This is a genomic window from Stenotrophomonas sp. STEN018 (assembly GCF_056760235.1).
This window is the reverse complement of the sequence record NZ_JBRREK010000025.1, coordinates 34,188-53,331: the sequence shown is the minus strand read 5'-3', so window position 1 is coordinate 53,331 and position 19,144 is coordinate 34,188. Positions and strand designations below refer to the sequence as shown.

14 protein-coding genes are annotated in these 19,144 nt (G+C 55.8%); 9 read left to right on the top strand and 5 right to left on the bottom strand.

Features of this window, described 5'->3' with window-relative positions; all coding sequences use genetic code 11:
* The first annotated feature begins 150 nt into the window (after window positions 1-150).
* The 3 genes from ACVOMB_RS11405 (at window position 151) to ACVOMB_RS11395 (ending at window position 3,623) form a co-directional block, all read left to right on the top strand.
* On the top strand, window positions 151-672 hold the full coding sequence (locus ACVOMB_RS11405) for a hypothetical protein (protein WP_481531282.1): 522 nt from the start codon (window positions 151-153) through the stop codon (window positions 670-672).
* A 226-nt stretch (window positions 673-898) separates the two neighbouring features.
* On the top strand, window positions 899-2,614 hold the full coding sequence (locus ACVOMB_RS11400) for a hypothetical protein (RefSeq protein ID WP_481531281.1): 1,716 nt from the start codon (window positions 899-901) through the stop codon (window positions 2,612-2,614).
* A gap of 7 nt (window positions 2,615-2,621) precedes the next feature.
* A complete protein-coding gene (locus ACVOMB_RS11395; RefSeq protein WP_481531280.1) occupies window positions 2,622-3,623 on the top strand; it encodes an ATP-binding protein in 1,002 nt (333 codons plus the stop codon).
* 1,545 nt (window positions 3,624-5,168) lie between these two features.
* Here ACVOMB_RS11395 and ACVOMB_RS11390 read toward each other — a convergent pair.
* Together ACVOMB_RS11390 and ACVOMB_RS11385 are read right to left on the bottom strand one after the other, a co-directional pair.
* Window positions 5,169-6,245 carry a site-specific integrase gene (locus ACVOMB_RS11390; RefSeq protein ID WP_481531279.1) on the bottom strand — a complete coding sequence of 359 codons (1,077 nt, stop codon included), beginning with the start codon at window positions 6,243-6,245 and terminating at the stop codon, window positions 5,169-5,171.
* Window positions 6,246-6,534: 289 nt separating this feature from the next.
* On the bottom strand, window positions 6,535-6,882 hold the full coding sequence (locus ACVOMB_RS11385) for a hypothetical protein (protein ID WP_481531278.1): 348 nt from the start codon (window positions 6,880-6,882) through the stop codon (window positions 6,535-6,537).
* Between the two features lie 544 nt (window positions 6,883-7,426).
* On the opposite strand from ACVOMB_RS11385, the gene ACVOMB_RS11380 reads away from it, so the two are divergent.
* From ACVOMB_RS11380 to ACVOMB_RS11365, 4 genes are all read left to right on the top strand, one after another.
* Window positions 7,427-7,696: a helix-turn-helix domain-containing protein gene (locus tag ACVOMB_RS11380; protein WP_481531277.1), complete on the top strand. Its 270-nt coding sequence runs from the start codon at window positions 7,427-7,429 to the stop codon at window positions 7,694-7,696.
* A gap of 392 nt (window positions 7,697-8,088) precedes the next feature.
* A complete protein-coding gene (locus ACVOMB_RS11375) occupies window positions 8,089-9,312 on the top strand; it encodes a type II toxin-antitoxin system HipA family toxin (protein WP_481531276.1) in 1,224 nt (407 codons plus the stop codon).
* A 334-nt stretch (window positions 9,313-9,646) separates the two neighbouring features.
* Window positions 9,647-10,123: a mobile mystery protein A gene (locus tag ACVOMB_RS11370; protein WP_481531275.1), complete on the top strand. Its 477-nt coding sequence runs from the start codon at window positions 9,647-9,649 to the stop codon at window positions 10,121-10,123.
* 173 nt (window positions 10,124-10,296) lie between these two features.
* Window positions 10,297-10,836 carry a hypothetical protein gene (locus tag ACVOMB_RS11365; protein WP_481531274.1) on the top strand — a complete coding sequence of 180 codons (540 nt, stop codon included), beginning with the start codon at window positions 10,297-10,299 and terminating at the stop codon, window positions 10,834-10,836.
* Window positions 10,837-10,986: 150 nt separating this feature from the next.
* Here ACVOMB_RS11365 and ACVOMB_RS11360 read toward each other — a convergent pair whose 3' ends face one another.
* Window positions 10,987-11,685 carry an adenylate/guanylate cyclase domain-containing protein gene (locus tag ACVOMB_RS11360; RefSeq protein ID WP_481531273.1) on the bottom strand — a complete coding sequence of 233 codons (699 nt, stop codon included), beginning with the start codon at window positions 11,683-11,685 and terminating at the stop codon, window positions 10,987-10,989.
* A gap of 2 nt (window positions 11,686-11,687) precedes the next feature.
* Window positions 11,688-12,560: a Pycsar phage resistance system effector protein PycTIR gene (gene pycTIR / locus ACVOMB_RS11355; RefSeq protein WP_481531272.1), complete on the bottom strand. Its 873-nt coding sequence runs from the start codon at window positions 12,558-12,560 to the stop codon at window positions 11,688-11,690.
* Window positions 12,561-13,166: 606 nt separating this feature from the next.
* Between pycTIR and ACVOMB_RS11350 the strand changes: the two genes are divergently transcribed.
* Together ACVOMB_RS11350 and ACVOMB_RS11345 are read left to right on the top strand one after the other, a co-directional pair.
* Window positions 13,167-15,995 (top strand): UvrD-helicase domain-containing protein, encoded by a 2,829-nt coding sequence (locus tag ACVOMB_RS11350; RefSeq protein ID WP_481531271.1) that lies wholly within the window; start codon window positions 13,167-13,169, stop codon window positions 15,993-15,995.
* A 79-nt stretch (window positions 15,996-16,074) separates the two neighbouring features.
* On the top strand, window positions 16,075-16,257 hold the full coding sequence (locus ACVOMB_RS11345) for a hypothetical protein (RefSeq protein ID WP_481531270.1): 183 nt from the start codon (window positions 16,075-16,077) through the stop codon (window positions 16,255-16,257).
* Window positions 16,258-16,951: 694 nt separating this feature from the next.
* On the opposite strand, the gene ACVOMB_RS11340 is transcribed toward ACVOMB_RS11345, so the two are convergent.
* Window positions 16,952-19,144: a DEAD/DEAH box helicase gene (locus tag ACVOMB_RS11340; protein ID WP_481531269.1), complete on the bottom strand. Its 2,193-nt coding sequence runs from the start codon at window positions 19,142-19,144 to the stop codon at window positions 16,952-16,954.

Here is a 19,144-nt window from a genome sequence, read left to right as displayed (position 1 = left end):
TCGTTTGGCCTGTTCTAAGTGAGCATAAGGGCGCAAGCACGAAAGCGCTTGCTGGGTGTGCGCGACGTACGCACTAGTAACTCTGCGAACCTCTGGAACCTCAAGTCACCGATCGCCACTAGCGCAATAACGCTCAGTGGTGATACTCGCATGTTGCTCTTTTTCTACTGCGAGGGCGATCCCACGGTTTTATCTGCAAACTACGCAGTGGCCAGCACTCATCCGTCCCTATTAGCGACAGAAACAATCGCAAGTGCGCTGATTGAGCTAGATAACGGATTTACACAAGTACGCGTACTGAATGACGCTTCCGAACGTTCGCTCGCCAGCATCGCCCGCCTCAAAGATGTTCTCGGAGCAACGCTCTTTGTGATCTCATTCGAGGATATTGCGACGAAATCTCTACGGATTCGAAACTGGCAAACGGCAATTTCTGCTTACAATCGTTGCCAGAGCATCGGCATTCTACCCGTCGTCCAGGAAGTTAAAGACCGAATACGCAGGGGTGGTTCGATTACCATCGGTTCAATGGTTAATCAGCTAGCCCACTATCACCCTTCTGATGTTGTCGGTGCTGTTGTAGCCGCGCTTCGGGAGCGCTCGATTACCTCCAACTTAGATAGTTCCCCGTGGTCGATGCATACTAGGCTGGGAAGGGGGAGTGATGCTTAGGAAACCCTCATACAATCGAAAGACTCTTCCCACAGATTTGGCTGCTTTTGATGCCTGGCCGAAGTTCGACATCACTTGCCTCTCGGTTGATGATCTGTCGACATGGGAGAGAAGGCGAGGTGCAGTCATCTCCTATCTTAGCGGGGACTCGCTAGCTTATATCGACGAAGTGTACGGGTATAAATATAACGAGGTGGCTAGGTTTTTAAACCGCTGCATTCACAGAATGGACGATGGAGCAATCGCCGGATGGATTGGCCTCGTTAAGGATATTCGATTAGTTCCGAGTGAACGAAAGAAACCAGTACGGGCGATGGTACATTTATCACGAGGAGGCTATTCCGGAGCGCTGGCTTACCTATTTTCGAATCACCCCGACATTGAGCATGCACTGAACAGCTATTTGGCTACGGGCATGAACCCTGCGGGTAAACAAGAGGCGCGCGTGACCAAGCGAGCGGCGCATCAGGCATTTTTGAGCCTATGCTCCTCAGCTGGAATTGGGAAGAACGAGTGGCCTTTCTGCGTTGAACGCCAGGGTAGAAGCAGTATGGACACGTTTGTCGCCACCTTCCGCAAGATGAATCATCAAAAGATTGCACTTTTGCAGTTTGGGGACGCAGCCAGAAGACGCTCAAAGAGAGGAAGTGTAGTCGCGGGTCGGCCGGCTGCTCTAGCGCCATTTGAGATTGTCGAGTCAGATGAGCATGAGATTCACGTGATAGTTGCGGTGGGTCTGGAAACCCCCAAGGGAGTTAAGTATGTTCCCTGTCGTAGGATAACAGTGATATTTGCTGTCGATAGGTATACGAACTACATCCTTGGTTGGCATCTCGTCCTACGCCGAGCAGTGTCTAGCTCCGACTTTCTTGAGTGCATGGATCGAGCCATTGAGGGGCAGTGCTTGTCCCCTGGAATTGTCGCCGCCATGCTGAACTGCCTAGGTAATAGAACGCTAACTTCAGGGGATGTGCGGGTAGGCTTTAATAGTGTTTTTATTGACAATGCCTTGTCCCACCTTTCAGACAAGGTTTGCGAAAAACTGCGTACCGAGGCAGGCGCGTCGGTAAGTTTTGGAGCTATCCAACAGCCTCAGAGACGGTCATTGGTCGAGCATGTTTTTAGCTGGCTTGGCTGTGAAGTTTCCCATAAATCGCCGTCAACAACAGGTAACAGCCCCGTTGACACGCGGCGGAACAAACCCGAAAAAAAAGCTGTTGATAATAAAATTACGTTCAGCACGATTGTGCAAGCTATTGAGGATGCTGTGGCCATTTGGAATTCAAAGCCGACGGAAGCCAACTATGGCAGTAGCCCGGAGGCACAGATGCTCGAATACTATCATTCCAGCGATGGCTGTATTCCTCCTATAGCTCCCCCTCGACCATCTAATCGGCCTCCATTACGGGTAGAGGTGGCATGTCCAACCGTACGAGGTTCTCAAGCAACAGGAAGGGGCCCAAGCATCTCCTATGCCTCAGTGGAGTACACAAGCGAAGTGTTCGCAAGACGCTGGGATTTGATGGGGCAAAAAATTCGTATCCATGCTGATCCCTACGACGTATCAATAATCCAGGCTTATACCGAGGAAGGGACTTTTCTCGGCGAGCTCGTCCCACTATCTTCAAGGTGGCGATTTCCTCATTCGCTACAAATGCGTCAACTGCTTAAGTCAAAAATTAAGTATGCACATGATTCGCTAACTTCGGACCCCGTCGGCGATGAGCTCAGACGACAACAATCAACTGCACTCGCCGCAAACGAAAAGTCACCCCGCACGACGAGCGCCGCTTCTATCATCGCTGAGGAGGAGCGCAAGGGATACGTCGTCCCTCCGTTGACAGCTTCTCCAGCCACTACCAATGTGGCTTCAACTCAGCAACTTGTTGAACGAATTCGCAAACAGTGTGACATCGACTTCAGCATCATTGGACGGACGTGAGGGCTCTATGAGCTTTTCAACCACTGTCGCCGCGATCCGAAGTTCTTATCCTCGCCTATTAGATCGCCATCCTTTACTCCAGGCACAAGCAGTTCTGGCGACCCCACCGGTAAGGGAAGCTGTGAGCCTAATCTTCTCTAAGGCACGGCGTGCCCGTGCCTCCATCTCGTTCTGGGCTCATCCACAGGCAGGCAAATCATCTTGTATTGCTGCGCTCAGGAAATTAGTGCCCACACAGTTCAAAAACTGTGCGTTCGTCGTCTACGAGCCATCATGGAAAGATGTCGCGGCGGAAGGGGCTTTGATCGAAGAGTTTCTTACCGAGATCTCGCATGAAGGACGCATTGAGCGATCTCTTGCAGGTAAGCGCAATCAACTGCTGCGTGCCCTGCTCGCCATGTCTGCGACTGGAAGGCATCTATTTCTGGTGATCGACGAAGCGCAAAATCTACACATCAAAGATTTTGGGTGGCTAAAGCGGATTATCAATTGGCTGAGCATTCGGGATATAAAGATTACGGTCGTTCTGTTTGGTCAAAGTCAATTACTTGCATTGCACAGCGAGTGCAAGATGTATGCGAACGACTTGGCTGCTAGATTCATGGCAGAGTTGATCGAATTTCGCAGCCTACGAAACGTAGAAGACATGGAAGCTTGCTTGCGCTGCTGTGATGAAGAATCAGAGTATCCCGTGGGGTCTGGTTGGACTTACACCCAATATCTTTGGCCTGAGGCTTACGAAGCAGGATTTCGTTTATCGCCTAGCGCGGTCGATGCATTCGAGGCATTTCGCTCCTATTCTGGGGGGACGATGGAGCGCGAAGGCATTAGCATGCAATGGGTGGCTGAAGTACTGTTGCTGATAGGATTGGATGCTGAAGATAGGGACTCGAAGAATTTCGCGCTGTCACGTCTTACATGGGAGGCTGCGGTGCACGATTCCGGGTATGAACGGCGTTCACCTCAGTTTATTTCGGTCCCCCAAAAGAAGGTGCGCGACAAAGGCTAGAAAATGATTTCCTGGAACGCAAGCCTTATAAACGCCCACTGCTCATCATGGTCGATCATACAGACCCTAGAGTGGCTCAATAATTTTCGAATTAGTTGGCTTTCCACAAAGCGCAGCTGGAGAGTCAACCTCCGAGTCGGTTCTTTGTTGCTTCCAGATTCATACTCAGAGGAAGCCGTAACCGACCACAAAGAAATCAACGAAGTAGTTGGTTTTCTTTCCGAAGTCCGCCGATGGATACCTTCTGCTGATTTGCGTTATTGCCCGCTCTGCATTAGATTTGGAATGCACTATAGGCATCAACAAGATCTTCGATTTCGATCATGCCTGCTCCATCTCGTGCCGCTGGAAATGGGGTGTCAAAAATGTGGCAGTCCCATTGATACAAAGGGACGTCGAATCTCCGGTTTTGTGTGCTCCCATTGTAAGGCCAGCGTCCTCGATCGTCGGTCCCCACGTGTAAAAATGGCGACGAGAAGTGTCGGGAATATGCTTCTACTTGACGACCTCGACCGATGGGAATGCCAGGCTGCCGAACTCTCGCAAGGTTATCAGCGGGCAGGTACCGGCTACGCAACGACCGTGTGGGGACAGGGGCTGCCTACTGACTGCCGCGCCGAGGAGTACTGGCGCGCGATAGCCCTGAGCCCCCATCCGCGGATCGCTATGGCACTCGAACCTCCATCAGAGTGTTTTCAACTTATTCCGACGTCGCCACTGTCGTCGCCCATCTCTTGTGGAATGAACTATGAAATAGCGCATAGTATTGTGGAGCCTTACATTTTGCTGCAAAACACAGTGGCCCGATATATTTGTGAGACGATTCTCGGAAGTCATGCGCCCTGCGTCGAGTATGCGACGGCCACAATTGGGCTGCCGAAGCGCACGCTGAATCCCGATGTACACATTCATACAGGCCTATGCTGTCTTGGTCAGGGCTACGCGCTTTGGCAGTACCAGTGGATACTTGAATTCAGACGAATGGTTTCACATCTGCAAAGTCCACACTATGTTTTGTCCGAGCCGACGGTTCGGCTCCCGGATCTCCAAGCCGCAGAACGTTGTTTCTTCAGTTCCTTTGAACAATGGGTCGATGCACTAGCATTCATACAAAAGCGCTACTCAGGACAGCATAAATGGAGAGTACTCGATGGAGTCAGCCTTCGGCCGCATTGGGCGCTTATGCAGGGCAACCATGGTGAGAGTTGCCCGATTCACTTCCGCATTCCCAATTTGAAAGAAAGGGGGAGTTGTGATCACGGCGAGGTTCTGAAGCAGCAGCTAGCCAAGAGTCATGCGGCTTTTATGTCGTTCAGGCCACTATCTTTCAATAGGGAGACGAGGGGTAGTGGCGATTGACGAATCGCTTTCGGTGGCCCCGATGCGACTGTGACCCCTTGTCAGTGACTCGATGACAAATGGCCCACTGCAGCCCCCGTTTCTGCATAACTGAAACTACCGCGCCGGGACCGTAGGGAGATATTGGTGAACCATACCTGGTGTCAGCGGATCGCACGCTGACCGGCCGCGCGTGGGTTCATTTCGCTAGCTGTCTTCGTGTAGCCGGGCTGCCGGGCTGTGCTCTGCTGCACCCGCCTGAAAGTACCCAACTACACTGGCCACGGAGCGGTGATCGGTCATAGCCATCAGGGCCGGCAAAGCCACGCCGCGACGTGCGCCCTCGGTGATAAATCCCGAGCGCAAGCTGTGCCCGGCAAATTCGCCGTCCAGTCCGGCCAGCTTGGCCCTGGTGCGAACAATGGTAGCCACAGATTCTCCGCTGAGACCGCTTCCGACAGTGTGATGCCACAGTCGCCGGAAGATCGGCCCGCCTTCTATGCCGGCGGCGGTGATCCAGGCCTCAAGGGCGGTGGCGGCCGCGCCCAGGATAGGTTTGTCTGGACTGGCGCCGATAGCCGGCCCCGATTGCAGGGTCTTGCCCGCATCCAAACGGTAGAGGAAACCGCCGTCGGGGAGCGGCCTTAAATTCTCTATCGTGGCGTTGGCCACTTCACTGCGGCGTCGGCCACCGCTGGCAAAGCCAAAGTAGAGCAGGGCGCGATCACGCAGGCCATGCAAGGATCCATCACAGGTGGCGACCATGGCGTTGAGATCGGCGGTCAGCACCGCGGTTTTCTTACTTGGGCGTTCGCCACGCTTGTGGGCAGCCCGCCGACCTTGTGAGAGCAGTTGCCGTACTGCGGGGTCCTGGCAAGGATTGGTACGGCCCGCATGCCGATGCGCGGCCGATAGCACGGCGATGCGGTGCACCACCGTGGCCAGTGCCATCGGCCCCGGACGTTTTTTCAGTCCAGCTTGGATCAACGCTGCATCCAGTGCCCGCGGCAGATCCCATTTCAGCGTCCCGGCAGCCGTCCGGGGCATGTGATCAACGAGGAACTGCACGACCACGGACCGCGGAACAGGGAAGGGGATGGGACGGTTGTAGCGCCCGAGAAACCAGGCAGACCAGTAGCGCAACGCGGCCGCGTAGCTGCGGGTGGTGTTTGCTGCAGCCGCCTCGTGGAGGATCTCCCGCACCGCTTCCTGCGCCGCGGACGCCAGCTGATGGGGATCCAACGTTGCTAGCTGCCGGGGAATCAAATCGTCATGCTTTTTCATACGTATTCCGTAGTATTTTCTACGATGCAAAGTTTGTTATCGTGATAAATATGCCTTATCACGATAAGAGTGTTCGGACGCCACAGCTGAGCGTGCGATGAAGACCAACACTCGATCATCCGAACAGAACTTTAGTTATTCAGGCACAGGTTACCTGCCGGCTGAAATCGAGCTACCCGCTTGTTGCTATGTTGAAGCGGGGATACTCGATTTCCCTGTCAACAAAACGCATCGAAACACGACGTGAGCGGGAAGAGATTCCCAAACAGAAGACTTACGGTTCAGCGATCTACAAGCTGTTGTGGGGAAGTAGCCAGTAGTCGATCCCGACCTTAAGCACCTTGTCCAATGCCACATCAACCGTGATCGGTTGCCGCCACCGGGAGTCCGGTAAGAAGCAAAAATCATTTCGGCGAAGGGTGCCTGCTGATTCCTGCGCCACCAGCCAGCTGGTTTTTCGATGCATCTCCATCACCATTGCATCGACTGCAGCAGCTTGGTCTCCCCCGGTTTGCAACAGCTTGCTCGCTGCTCCGCGGATAGATGACCACACGATGTATCGCTTCCTTCCAAGACTGAGATGGCTCCATTCAGTCGTTTGGCTTTCGAGGATACGTTCCGCATGGAAAGGATCCATCCGGTGGCGGCGCAAGAGAGCGGAGAGGTATCCGAGTACCTCTGTGTCAGCTAGCTGTAGCCAAAGCCACGAGCGTGCTCGATTATCGAGCGTGTAATTCCAAGCCTCCAGAACATCTGAGAGCCCTTCTCCTATGTCCCCTCGCATCGGCCAGTCTTTGTGATACGACCATATCAGTGGATCGTACAGTGAACGCTTCGCGGAACTGGCCACAGAGGGGGAGCTTGCGATTACCGCGGCATCTGCGAGCCAGGCGAGTAGCCGCCGCGGTACCGCCGGATCCGAGCACACCATTGAATTGAAGGCGGTTGATCGTTCGAGCGCGCACCAGACACAAGTGTAGAAAGGGCCTAGCGATATGACCAGGCGGTCAAGTTCGGGCCAAGACGGGATGAGGGTCGGTTTGTCATGGCCATAGATCACACGATCCCCGGCAGGTTCTTCATCATCGATACCAGCAACCGCATCGTTTGGAATCTTACACGATTTTCTTGTATCAGATCGCTCGCCTCTAGGCTTTGGTCCGCTCACAGAGGCGCACCGGATGGCTACGAAGACGATTTATCAGAACGCCTACCTCCGCCTGGTTGGTATTCTTCGAGCGCGCCGTGAAGCGATGGGCATAAGTCAGGCAACACTAGCCGCCCACCTGGGTTGGCCTCAGCAAAGGGTGTCGTCGATTGAGTCCGGCTCGCGACGTTTGGATCTCTTGGAGTTTTGCCGCGTAGCGTCAGCACTTGGGTACTCGATGGCCGAAGTCTCAGAGCTGGTCTCTGTCGCGTGGAAAGCCGCCAGGACTACGCCACTGAAGTAGTTCCAGAAAATTGAAATGACCGCATAGCGTGGAGCATCACCGGTCATTTGGTTTTTCGCATCACGCGTGCACCTTCTTGGCCGCGCTGATAAATGGCCGCTGCTCCTTTGCGTACCGTCCCGCTTGGGCTCAGTACCCTACGTCGGCGGAATCCCGACAACCACAAGACGACGAGCCGTCAATTTCCCGCTCAGCGCCGGGTTCGATCCACCGCCGTGCCCGACATCTACACGCCTGCATTGTCGATTCTTCAGCGCCTACTCCTTGTCGATGTGGGGTGGGCTTGCCGGTAAAGTGACGGCTTGTAACCGCAATGCTTTCTACCCGCTGTTACAGGATCAGCCAGCGCTACATGCGCGCTACCTTGGAATAGGGATCGAAGGAAACGAACGATGCTCGAACGAACAGCAATGATCGTGGCCACCCCGCAGGGCATTTCTGGTGAGTTGGAACTTGGAAAGCCCTATACGTTCACCTACGCTCCAGCGGCGACCAAGCACACCTCTGTAGCGATAGGGATGCCGGTGGATCTGCCGCCATACGAATGCGCTGATCTCATGCCAATCTTTGAGATGAACTTGCCCGAGGGTTTTTTGCTGGAAATGGTGCGCCAACGTTTCTCCGATCTTGCCGACGCGCAGCTACAACGGATACTGCTGTCCATCGCGGGCGGGGAGGGAAGCATCGGGAGGGTTTTCCTTTACGACGCGTGCTCAAACACAGCTGAAAATGCTGTTGCGGGCGTTCAACTCACTGAACTCCTGGCTGATCAAGGGACGGAAGACCTGTTTCAGCAGCTGGTGACAATGCACCTGTTGCGTTCCGGCGTATCTGGTGTTCAGCCAAAGCTGCTCGTGGCCGAGCAGAGCACCGCAAGTTTCGGCAAGGGTGTAGTCCCTCCACGTGAGCTCATGGTAAAAACCGAGGGTGCCAACTCGCCAGGGATAGCTATCAACGAGTTCGTGTGCATGTCCATCGCCAAGGAAGCTGGTATACAAGTACCAGAGTTCTATCTATCAGAGGACGGAAAGCGTTTCGTGGTACGACGGTTCGATCGCACGGCGGAAGGCGTTGCAATTGGATTTGAGGACCTCGCGGTTTTGTTGGGGCTGAATTCACACAGTAAGTACACCTTGAGCTATGAGACCGTGGCTTCAACACTCGGTGAAGTTTGTTCCATGCAGCACAGATCGGCCGCACTGGCTCAGCTTTTCGATCAGGTTGCTCTTTCGTGTTTGGTTGGAAATGGAGATGCGCACTTGAAGAATTTTGGTGTGCTCTATGAGGAACCGGCAGGAAGTAGTATTCGAATGTCGCCGGCCTACGACATCGTTTGCACCACTTGTTACATTCCTGATGATGTTCTGGCGCTGAAACTTTGTGGGCAGAAGGGATTGATGGCGGCCAGAGCAGACCTGGAGAACTTCGGCAGGTCTATTTGCAAGGTGGCAGACCCGCTTGGACGAATCACGACACTTGTGGAGGCGATGCACGTGATTATGTACACGGAAAGCGAGCGGATAGACCAAGTGCCAGGCTTACGGCAATGCTTTGCACCATCCTTGTCGCGGTTCGAGAAGCTCGTCAGCGGACATTCTCCTTGCTCGTTGGCATAGGGTTGAAATATGGAGGGAAGTCCGTGCAACAACATGAAGTGAGAGCCCGATGGCCTTCTTGTGGAGAAGGTGGCGCCGAAGGCGCACGGAGGTGGCCGGTGCTCTCGGTGTCAACAGATGACGCGGGGCGGTGCACATCTGTGCCACGTGGCACAGCGTTTCATAAGATGCGGTAATTATTTTTAATGAGGCTCATTGTTCCAAAATCGATCTATACGGAACGTCGTTTCTATATTTTTATAGAAGTTAGCTCGGTTTCGTTGATACAAAAATGTATCCATATCCAACTGCGTGCATGCAGTGAAATCAATGCAAGATTGTCCCAGGAGGGCTTGTGAATTCCACAAACGCGATGCGTCAACTTGCAAGGATACGGCTTGATAAACGTTTCTCGTTACTCCGCGATGCCTGCTACGAGAACGTCCAGATGCCTCGGGGAGGCTGGATTCGCGCGATTCGAGAAGCGTTGGGTATGCCGCGCCACGCTCTTGGGAGCAGGATGGGCTTGGGTGAAAAGAGGGTCGCCCAGCTTGAACAAGGCGAGGCACAGGGGAAGCTGTCAATGACCTCAATGGCGCGAGCCGCTGAGGCCTTGGACTGCGAGCTCGTCGTTGCATTGATACCTCGACATCCTTTGGAAGAAACAGTTAGTAACCTTCGCAGGGAGTTGGCCATAGCTTGGGTCAATAGCCGGGTGCTGCACAGCATGAGCTTGGAGGACCAAGCCGTATCCATTGAGGATCTTCCGGCCGACGTCCTGAGCGAAATACAACGTCAATTCCCAGACGAACGCCTTTGGGACGAACGTTGAACAGCTAACGCTGCCGCCACCAGTGTCTCTGCCAACAGGGCAGGCAGTGTGTCGATCTGCCCCCCAGTCATGCTGTAATCGGCTCTCGCGATTAGGGCGAGCAAATGCACGCTAGGTATGCTTTGTGAGCCAAGGATCAACCAAGCACGACCTCAGCGCGGAGTCAGTAGCCGATGCAGCCCACTTACTTGTTCCTAGACACCGAATGGGCAGATGAGATTGGCGCGGAGCTGGTGAGCTTGGCTCTTGTCAGTGATGACGGGCGCCGCCGTTTCTATGCTGAGCGTGACCCGCTACCGAAGGACCCGACGGAGTTCGTGAGGTCTGTGGTCTACCCACACTTGAATGGCGGCGGTTCGGCGATGACAGACCAAGTGATGACATTGAAACTACGCTCGTTCCTCATGTCCGTGCCAGAGCCTAGTGTGATTGCCGACTATCCAAACGATCTGGTTCTGTTGAAGCATGCAATTTCGGGTTTTCACCTGCCAACCAGCGAAGTAGCGCTGTGCGGTCCTTCGCCACGTCCAGTGATGACAACAATGCTCAAAGAAGGGCGAATGGGGAGCCTCGTCGAAGAGTACTTCAAGAGCCACCCTGACTCTGCAGCTCGGAGACACCATGCGATGGTAGACGCTGAAGCACTGCGCATTGTCTGGCTGATCGTAACCGGGCGTGTTGTCGCCCCCCTTTGGGCGCAGGGGCGCCAATAGCGCTGGGCCGCATGGACCACTAATCCTCATCTGCTCAAATGTTGCAGACTGCCAATAGGTGGCCAGGAGTGGCGAGCAAGGAACGAAAGGGCAACGAAGAACAACGCACGTTGTTCGAACAACAACGAGGTGACCCAAAAGGGCCTTTCCCTAGTCGATGCGCCATCGCCAATTAGAGCGGTAAATCGACCTGTTGTTCATTGCCGTCCAAGTCTGCGCCTCCCACATGGCTTTCCCCTCACTACTCACTTTAACGGAGTTGTGCATAACGTCATAAACGTCTTTCGAGATGTAGGTATAGCCGGCGGAAAGCGACGAAAGTTTTGCAGCGTGATTCGCCGCCCTGCCAACCCACACCAGATCGTTGGCGCCTCGCACGCCAGTCTTTGCAACTAGCAAGCTGCTAGTATCAATTCCCGTAACATGCGTTAGAACGAAATCGCTACTTTTATAGACCTCCTTCATTCGTGGTTGCACGACATTTGCAACTGCCCACTTTATTTTCAGCGCTGCTCGCACAGCGCTTGTGTTCTTGCTGTCGCCAATGAATACCGCCATGATGCGGTCGCCATCATAAGCGGTAATTACACCGCCTTCACTACGAATAATCTTCGCGGCGCAATACAGGAAGGTCTTGTAAATTTCAGCAGAAAATTGTGCAGACCTCTTGTCCACCATATTGGTCGAAGCGGCCATGTCTGCATACAGAACGGTCCCTTGGATCTCGATAGCTTCGTTCTTCAAGCCGAGTTTTGATTCGTCATCCGGTACCTTCCGTCCTTCACGTTTTTCCCAGGTCGAACGGAAGACCTCGCTGCACCATTCTTCAAGCTCACTTTTCAGCGTCATCGTCAATCCTTTGCTCCAGTGGCCATGATGAGTTCACGTAGCTTTGCGCACGCGGGCGCGATGTAGTGCTCAGCATCCTTCCCGGGCACGTAGCGATATGGAATGGTCGTCATGCCAAGCAAGTCGCTAGGTAGCTGAATGTCCGCATCACGCGGCTCCATTAGGAACGCGCGCCGCCGCCCAAGCCGCCCCATGAAAAGGCCAAGCTCAAAGGTCACGTTGTCGCGCATTGCGGGCCACTTCGTCTCGCGTGTGATGACCACGTCATCTGGCTGAGCCACAGCAATCGCAAAGTCTGCGTCGTCCAACTGCGCTTCCAAATCGTCCAGCGTGTAGTTCGATGCCCGGAACACGCCGTTTTTCCACGCCACCGCCAAGAACGGATCGTGTGCGAACTGCTTGGTAAGCAAGTCCACGATTGGGAGCGCCTCTGCCGATGAAACTATGAAAACCCTGACCTGTTCTCGCTGGGCAGTCACCAAGTGATTCCTCTGGGCGAGCCTCTTGGCAAGCGTTGCCGCGACTCGCCTCCATATGTCGGGAAACTCCTGCGCTGCCGCCGAGAAGTCAGCCTCACTGACTTTGACCAAGACGGTTGTCTCGACAGGAACAACTGATGCCGACCGGGGCTGCGCAGGTTCAATTGCTGCCATTTCGCCGACGTGATCGCCTGGGAAGCGGTTCGCCACAACCTTGCCGTTGACCCGAACTTCGACCTTGCCGGCGATAATGAAGAAAACCTCCGAGGTCTGGTCTCCCTGATTGATGACGGCGGCCCCAGCGGGGACTTCTATCAATTCGCCCACAGTCACAAGCCGTTCCGCAAGCTCCTGCCGGTTTGCGACCAGCCTATGTTCTGTGAGCGTCGCGATCAAGCGCCGCCGTCCCTCGTCCCCTTGAAATCGCTGGATCATTATGCCCCCTGTGATGGCTGTATTTATTGATGTGGGGCGCCGCAGCCTCTATTCAAGATGACTGCCTGCCTCAGGTGTACCCCTTCGCAGATTGATGGGCCGCTTCATATGACAACCCTAGTGTGTTGCATCAATCAATTGAATCCGCGGCCAAAAGCGGACATTGGTGCCATGCCAGGTGTCCAACTGGCTGGCGCTAGTGTCCATTTCGTTTGGCGGCGCTGCCCAACTGTCTGGCTGTTTGTAGTCGGACTTCTCGTAAGTGTCCGTGATAAGGGGGGGGTGAACCCCTCCCTTTGTACAACGAGCTCTGTTCGCAGACTTCTCCAGTTGCTCTCAAGGTATCCCCAAACTCTCCCAGTCGTTCCGCCACGCACGCCACCCCGCAACGCCAAGGAGCGTATGGAGCGGGCGCTGGGGCCTGACAAGGGCGAGCCCTGAAGGTGCGGCGGCAGTCCTGTTGTCCAGCGCGGTAGCCCCGGTCTGGGACTACGACGCTAGCCCAAGACCGCAGGCCACGTGGCAAGATGGTCCCAGTGAGATGGTGGTCGGGGGCTGAGCTAGGGAATGATCGAAGGAATACTGGTCTGGCAAGCCATCATTTTCGTTTCAATTGCTTTGGGCGGGCGCAAGCGGGGCTGGGTTGTCGCGTTCTGGGTGGTCTGGACCCTCCTGCAAGTGTTCGCTCTGTGGCTGTCCGTTATCCAGTTCGGCACGATCTGGCTGGCTTGGTCGATCTTCGGCAACAAGACGCCTCAGCCCGAGGCGCTACCAGCAACGAAAGTTGATCCCGCCCTAGAAGCCGAACGGCTGGCTGCCCATAAGCGGGATGACGACAAGTTCAAGGAAGCATTCGGACAGTGGATCGACCACCTGTCCGGGGTAATCAGCGGTGGGCGATGGATCCCGAAAGGAGCCATCCACCGGTTCCTGGCCAAGCACGCTGCACCCAAGCACCCTAGTAAGAGTTGGAGGCAGGCGGTCGGAGAGTCATCCGCCCAAGAAACCTTGCGGCTGCAGTTCGACAAGTTGAACGCCCAATACCTAGCATCCCAGAAGATCGTGCGTAAGGACTTCTTTGCTGCCGTAGAGCAGAACCCGCTCACCGACGAACAGATCCACGCCTGCGTATGTATGGACGACGCGGTCATGGTGGTAGCAGCCGCAGGCTCTGGCAAAACGTCTACGATGGTGGCCAAGACCGGCTATGTGCTGCACGAGGGCCTAGCCACGCCCGAGCAGATCCTGTTGTTGGCTTTCAACCGCGCTACAGCCGAGGAGGTGGGGCAGCGGATCGCCAAACAGTTGAAAGGAGTGCCCGAGGTCGAGAAGGTCAGGTCCAATACCTTCCACGCCTTCGGCATCGATGTGATCAGTAAGGCGACCGGCAAGAAACCGTCGCTGGCCCCGTGGGTAGACCCCAGCAATCCCGGCGCCGACGTGCGGGAAGTGGGCGAGATCATCCGAATGCTGTCCGAGCAGGACAAGATGTTTAAGCGCGACTGGGACCTGTTCCGAACGGTGTATGCCCGCGATGTCGGCAAGTGGGACCAGCCCGACGAACCCGAAGCCTATGCCAACGGCGTGCGGGGTTTCCGTACGGCCCGGGGCGAGGTGGTCAAGAGCAAGGAAGAGCGCACGATCGCTGACTGGCTGTTTTACAACGGTGTGAACTACGAGTACGAGCGGCCCTACGAGCACGATACGGCCGATCAGCAGCACCGACAATACTTCCCCGACTTCTATTATCCCGACGCCAAGGTCTACCACGAGCACTTCGCGCTGAACGAGAAGGGCCAGGCGCCCAGGCACTTCAAGGACTACCTCGCGGGCGTGAAGTGGAAGCGCGCACTACATGTCGAAAAGGGAACGAGACTATTCGAGACTAGTTCGCATGGCCTGCTGACTGGCGAGGCCATCCCCGCCTTGGAGCAAGCGCTGATTGAGCGGGGAGTGCAGCCCGCCTTCGACCCGAATAAGGAGGTCACAGGTTTGCCGCCAGTCCACGAGCAAGACCTGGCCCGCTCATTTCGGGTGTTCCAGCAACACGTTAAGAACAATAACCTGACTCACAAGGATTTGCTGGCCGCTCTCAGTGCTCAGTCCAAGGACGGGTTCGGTGCGCGCTTGCGCATGTATTTGTCCATCTACGAGCGGGTCGCTGCTGAGTGGGAGAGGCGGCTGCAGCGGGGCAACTTCATCGACTTCGAGGACATGCTGATCCTGGCCGCGGGGTACGTGGAGTCCGGGGCCTACAGAAGCCCGTATACCCTCATTCTGGCCGACGAATTCCAGGACAGTTCGCGCGCCCGTGTCCGTCTGTTGAAGGCCTTGGCGGCACAATCTGACCCGCCTGCGCACCTGTGTGTCGTGGGTGACGACTGGCAGGGCATCAATCGCTTCGCAGGCTCGGACATCGCGATGATGACGGAGTTCGAGAAGACCTTCGAGCACACCACACGTTTGTCGCTCAGCACCACGTTCCGATGCCCACAGGACCTGTGCGACGCATCCAGTCAGTTCGTCCAGGCCAACCCCGCACAGATCAAGAAGAAAGTCAAAACGACCAACCCGCTGACCAAGACCTCAATGCTGGCCTATGGATTTGCGGACCAGAACAGCATTACCAGCTACGTCGAAAAGCAACTAGCCCACATGCACCAGCTGGCGGTCAGTGGAAAACTGACGCCGGCCAAGGGGGCGCACATCACCGTTATGATCCTAGGGCGCTACCGCGATGACAATTCCACTGCGCTGGAGTCCTGGCAACGTAGGTTCAGCGATAAGTTGAAGATCGAGTTTCGCACCGCCCACGGCTCCAAGGGGTTAGAGGCCGAGTACGTCTTCGTCCTCAATGTTGTGGAAGGCACTCGTGGCTTCCCCAGCCAGATCCAGGACGATCCCGCGCTGCAACTGGCCATGCCGGCACCTGACCCGTTCCCGTTCGCCGAGGAACGCCGGCTTTTCTATGTGGCCATAACCCGGGCTCGCAAGCAGGTTCGGCTCTACACGACGCTGGGCCAGCCATCGCGGTTTCTAGTGGAGTTGGCCAAGAAGGAGCACATCAAGATCGAGCCCGTCGACGGCGAGGCCCTGGAACCTTGCCCTGAGTGCGGCCGTGGGGTCTTACACCTGCGATCAGGCCCTTACGGCGAATTCCACGGATGCAGCCGTTTTCCTGCGTGTACCTTCAAGCGCAAGGTGGGTCAAGGTGCGGCTCCAACATCCAAGCCAAGGCCGCGGGCCCAAAAGCTATCGGCTAGCATCAAGGCCGGCGACCAGTGCCCCGTGTGCCGACGGGGCATCATCCAGTCGAGGAATGGGAGGCATGGTTCATTCTTGGGCTGTTCTCGCTTCCAGGAAGGCTGCAACGCGACTCGGAACCTATCGAGTTGACGGACGCGGACAGGGGCGGCGTGCGAGTCCTCGGCACATTTGGATTGCTTGGATAGGTCAACCCATGGGAGACATGGTTATGTTCTTAGATCACCGCAGCGCAACGATCGTCCATGCACCTGCACCCGCACAGATGCCGCAGGTTCCCCTTGCTGCGGAACGCTGGGTTCGCACGCTCGCAGAAACTAGTGATTTCACGGGTTATGTGGAAGAGCAGCTGCGGCGCCACTATCTGATCATTGAGGAGTTGTGGGAGCCCTAAGCATCGCAGTTCGACACGGACGATCAGGCGAAGCAAACTAGTGTCCGGCTGGTCCGAAACTTCGTATCCCATGCCGAATGCCGAAGCATAGAGGTGGTGGCCTTCATCTCCGGGCAACTGAACAGTGCGGTCGTGGCGGGAAAGCAGCGGCCGACCGTCCGCTTTGATCGACTTAGTCCAGAACATCATGCCTTCGTGGCACGTCACGAAGTCGAGTCAGGCCGGATTGCGAGACGGCTTGTTCACCTCGCAGTCGACGACCTTCCGTCAATGCCATTCCTCGCCTAGCTGGGCGATCACATTGCGTCCCGCCCCCGTGGAGCATGTGGCTGTCCACAAGCGTGTGGCTAGTCCGTGCGGCATCGCGCGGGTGTCCAGTTCACTGGGCGACAGTTCCATCATGAGGAACGCCCCGAGTAAACTCGGACGGAAAAACCCTGAGGAATTTGCTCTGAAACACGGGTCCCGAGCGAACTCTTAGGCCGGTGGAACGCTGGATTCTCTACTTTGGTGTGCACCGGTGATCGAGGGTAGGTCTAGTGTGAGAACGTTGTTTGGCAAACCTGAGAAGCTTGGAATGGCCTTGATCGCCTTTTCTATGCGCTCTGGAACTGCGTCTGCAGCCACTATCACAAGTGCTTTTCTACTTAACCATTCAGAACTTAGAAGCGCGAACGTTTCTTGAGGGTGCGTACTAATCCACACCCCAGCTGGTTTTCTGGTAGGCCTTTAGCCAATCCAAACCTTCGGCTACATTCAAACACAGCGAAGCGTAGGAGTGCTTGAGAAGGCGCGGGGGCAGCAGGCCATCCCATTTTTGGCTGGCAAGATTCTTAGCCTTGACGAGTAGCTCCTCGCTCCTTGGGGCAGGCTGTAACACGATTGCTGCGATTGCTTCTAACAGATGGTTGTGGGTCTTCGAGCCTTTGGTTACCTCAACCCCGAGTCTGCCGGCCTGTGCGTTGAAGTCTCTCGCACCGAGGAGGCACGCAATGGCTTCGTTGGCAGCGTCTCCGGCCCAGGTGAGGAGGAGAAAATGACTTCCTTGATCAAGTAGGGTGTTCTCGTCGAGCCCCAAGTGTTCATAGGCGCTCTTGCCTTCGTTTAAGAAACGGCTTGCTGTGGCGTCCAGAAATGTTGGGCGAAGTTCACCGCGATAGAGCGCACGCATGGTCTGACGGATTCGGGTATGCACACGCCCCCCGTTTCCGTTGAAGATCGGAGGGCTTCCACCTTTGGCTGTCAGGACATAGATCGTCTTCTGAGCCTCATCAACTTGCTCTACAAGCCAGGTGCGCCCACCAAAGAGAATGCGCTGGCCGGTTGCGAGCATTTGCGTGATTGGCAAGGTTCCCAGAGTTTTTCCCGCCGCCACAATGCGGAATTCTTCATCGGCCATGAAAGCGGCATAGAAGGAGTAGTGGTTGACCAGTTTGTCGCCGAGCGGCCCGTGAAGGAGCAAGCCGGAGCTATCCTGGATGAGTACGTCTTGCTTCCCAAGATGGCGCAGGAGTTCTATGAAGGATTCGCTTGAAAGCCCTTGGAATGGCGCGCCGGCGGCGCACAGTAGCTGATACGCCTGGGGGGCATAGAGCCCGCCATACTGAGCAATTGCGGACAAAAGCTGTTGGACAAGCGTCGACAGGTGAGCGCCGCCAACCACAGGGGGTTCGAACCACTTATCGATCAGGAGCAACGCAGAAGCGATGGAATGAACTGTGTCCAGCCTCAAGCGGGTCTTCAGGTCGGAGTTGGAGTCGATGGCATCCTCTATGACGTATCCGCGAAGGGTGGCCGATTCACCTTTGCGCCGCCCCGATCGGCCCATACGCTGCCTGAGGCTGGCAACCGATGGGGGTGCCCCGATCTGAGCCACGCTCTTCACTGCGCCTATGTCGATCCCCAGTTCGAGAGTGTTCGTGCAGATCGCGGTCGCTGGACGCTCCTTCTGCTTCAGCGCAGCTTCGGTGTCTGACCGAATCTCCTTGGAGAGGTTGCCGTGATGCGGCCAGAACTCGCGCGGGCGATTGGCGTGCTCGCTGATCTCGTTCAGAAGGTGGGTGTAGCGCTCGACCTCTCGCCTACTGTTGGGAAAGATCAGATTGTTCGTGCCGGAAAGCACCTGATGCAGATGCTTGGCGACGGCTAACGGCGCCACTTCTTCGTGCTTGGCATCGTGGGGGGCATGAGGCTCTTCAAACCCTTTGAGTATGAGCTGGAGTTCATCGTTCCCAGATGGGGCATCGACGATTGCGGCCCTGCCGTCCGAGCGAAGGAAAGTCGCCGCGGCTTGCATGTCTCCCAATGTTGCCGATAGCCCAATCCGAGGAACTCTCCGCCCCAACACAATCTCCATGCGATGCATCAGCGACTGGAGCTGCTTTCCTCGCTCGCTTCCAATAAATGCGTGGAGCTCATCGACAATGACGAAAGCGGTGTCCTTGAAAATCCCCGCTACCGACGTGCCGCGATTACACAGCATCGCCTCCAAGGATTCCGGTGTTATCAGCAACACCCCCGCTGGTTTCCTGAAAAAGCGTTGCTTGGTGGTTGAGCCGATGTCTCCGTGCCATGGCCAGACAGGTACATCCAGATCCTCGCAGAGACGATCTAGTCGCCCGAACTGGTCATTGATCAGGGCCTTAAGAGGACTGATGTAAACGATTAGTCCATCCGTGCCGCCATTCAGAAGGTGGGTCAGGGCTGGAAGGAATGCGGCCTCGGTCTTTCCTGATGCTGTGCTGGCTGCGATGACGACATCGCGATCTGCCGGAAGGATGACAGGTATCGCCATTTCCTGGACAACTCGCAGCGTCTCCCATTGCTCCGCCCAGAGGTAGCGCTGGATGCCCGGATGAAGCGAATGGAAGGCGCTGGAGGTGTTCAT

Excerpts from the sequence above, each read along its gene's own strand:
- ACVOMB_RS11395 (WP_481531280.1), top strand. The coding sequence starts at position 2,622 with ATGAGCTTTTCAACCACTGTCGCCGCGATCCGAAGTTCTTATCCTCGC.
- ACVOMB_RS11340 (WP_481531269.1), bottom strand. The coding sequence starts at position 19,144 with ATGAACACCTCCAGCGCCTTCCATTCGCTTCATCCGGGCATCCAGCGC.
- ACVOMB_RS11365 (WP_481531274.1), top strand. The coding sequence starts at position 10,297 with ATGCAGCCCACTTACTTGTTCCTAGACACCGAATGGGCAGATGAGATT.
- ACVOMB_RS11350 (WP_481531271.1), top strand. The coding sequence starts at position 13,167 with ATGATCGAAGGAATACTGGTCTGGCAAGCCATCATTTTCGTTTCAATT.
- ACVOMB_RS11380 (WP_481531277.1), top strand. The coding sequence starts at position 7,427 with ATGGCTACGAAGACGATTTATCAGAACGCCTACCTCCGCCTGGTTGGT.
- ACVOMB_RS11375 (WP_481531276.1), top strand. The coding sequence starts at position 8,089 with ATGCTCGAACGAACAGCAATGATCGTGGCCACCCCGCAGGGCATTTCT.
- ACVOMB_RS11400 (WP_481531281.1), top strand. The coding sequence starts at position 899 with ATGGACGATGGAGCAATCGCCGGATGGATTGGCCTCGTTAAGGATATT.
- ACVOMB_RS11390 (WP_481531279.1), bottom strand. The coding sequence starts at position 6,245 with ATGAAAAAGCATGACGATTTGATTCCCCGGCAGCTAGCAACGTTGGAT.
- ACVOMB_RS11385 (WP_481531278.1), bottom strand. The coding sequence starts at position 6,882 with ATGGATCCTTTCCATGCGGAACGTATCCTCGAAAGCCAAACGACTGAA.
- ACVOMB_RS11405 (WP_481531282.1), top strand. The coding sequence starts at position 151 with ATGTTGCTCTTTTTCTACTGCGAGGGCGATCCCACGGTTTTATCTGCA.
- ACVOMB_RS11345 (WP_481531270.1), top strand. The coding sequence starts at position 16,075 with ATGTTCTTAGATCACCGCAGCGCAACGATCGTCCATGCACCTGCACCC.
- ACVOMB_RS11360 (WP_481531273.1), bottom strand. The coding sequence starts at position 11,685 with ATGACGCTGAAAAGTGAGCTTGAAGAATGGTGCAGCGAGGTCTTCCGT.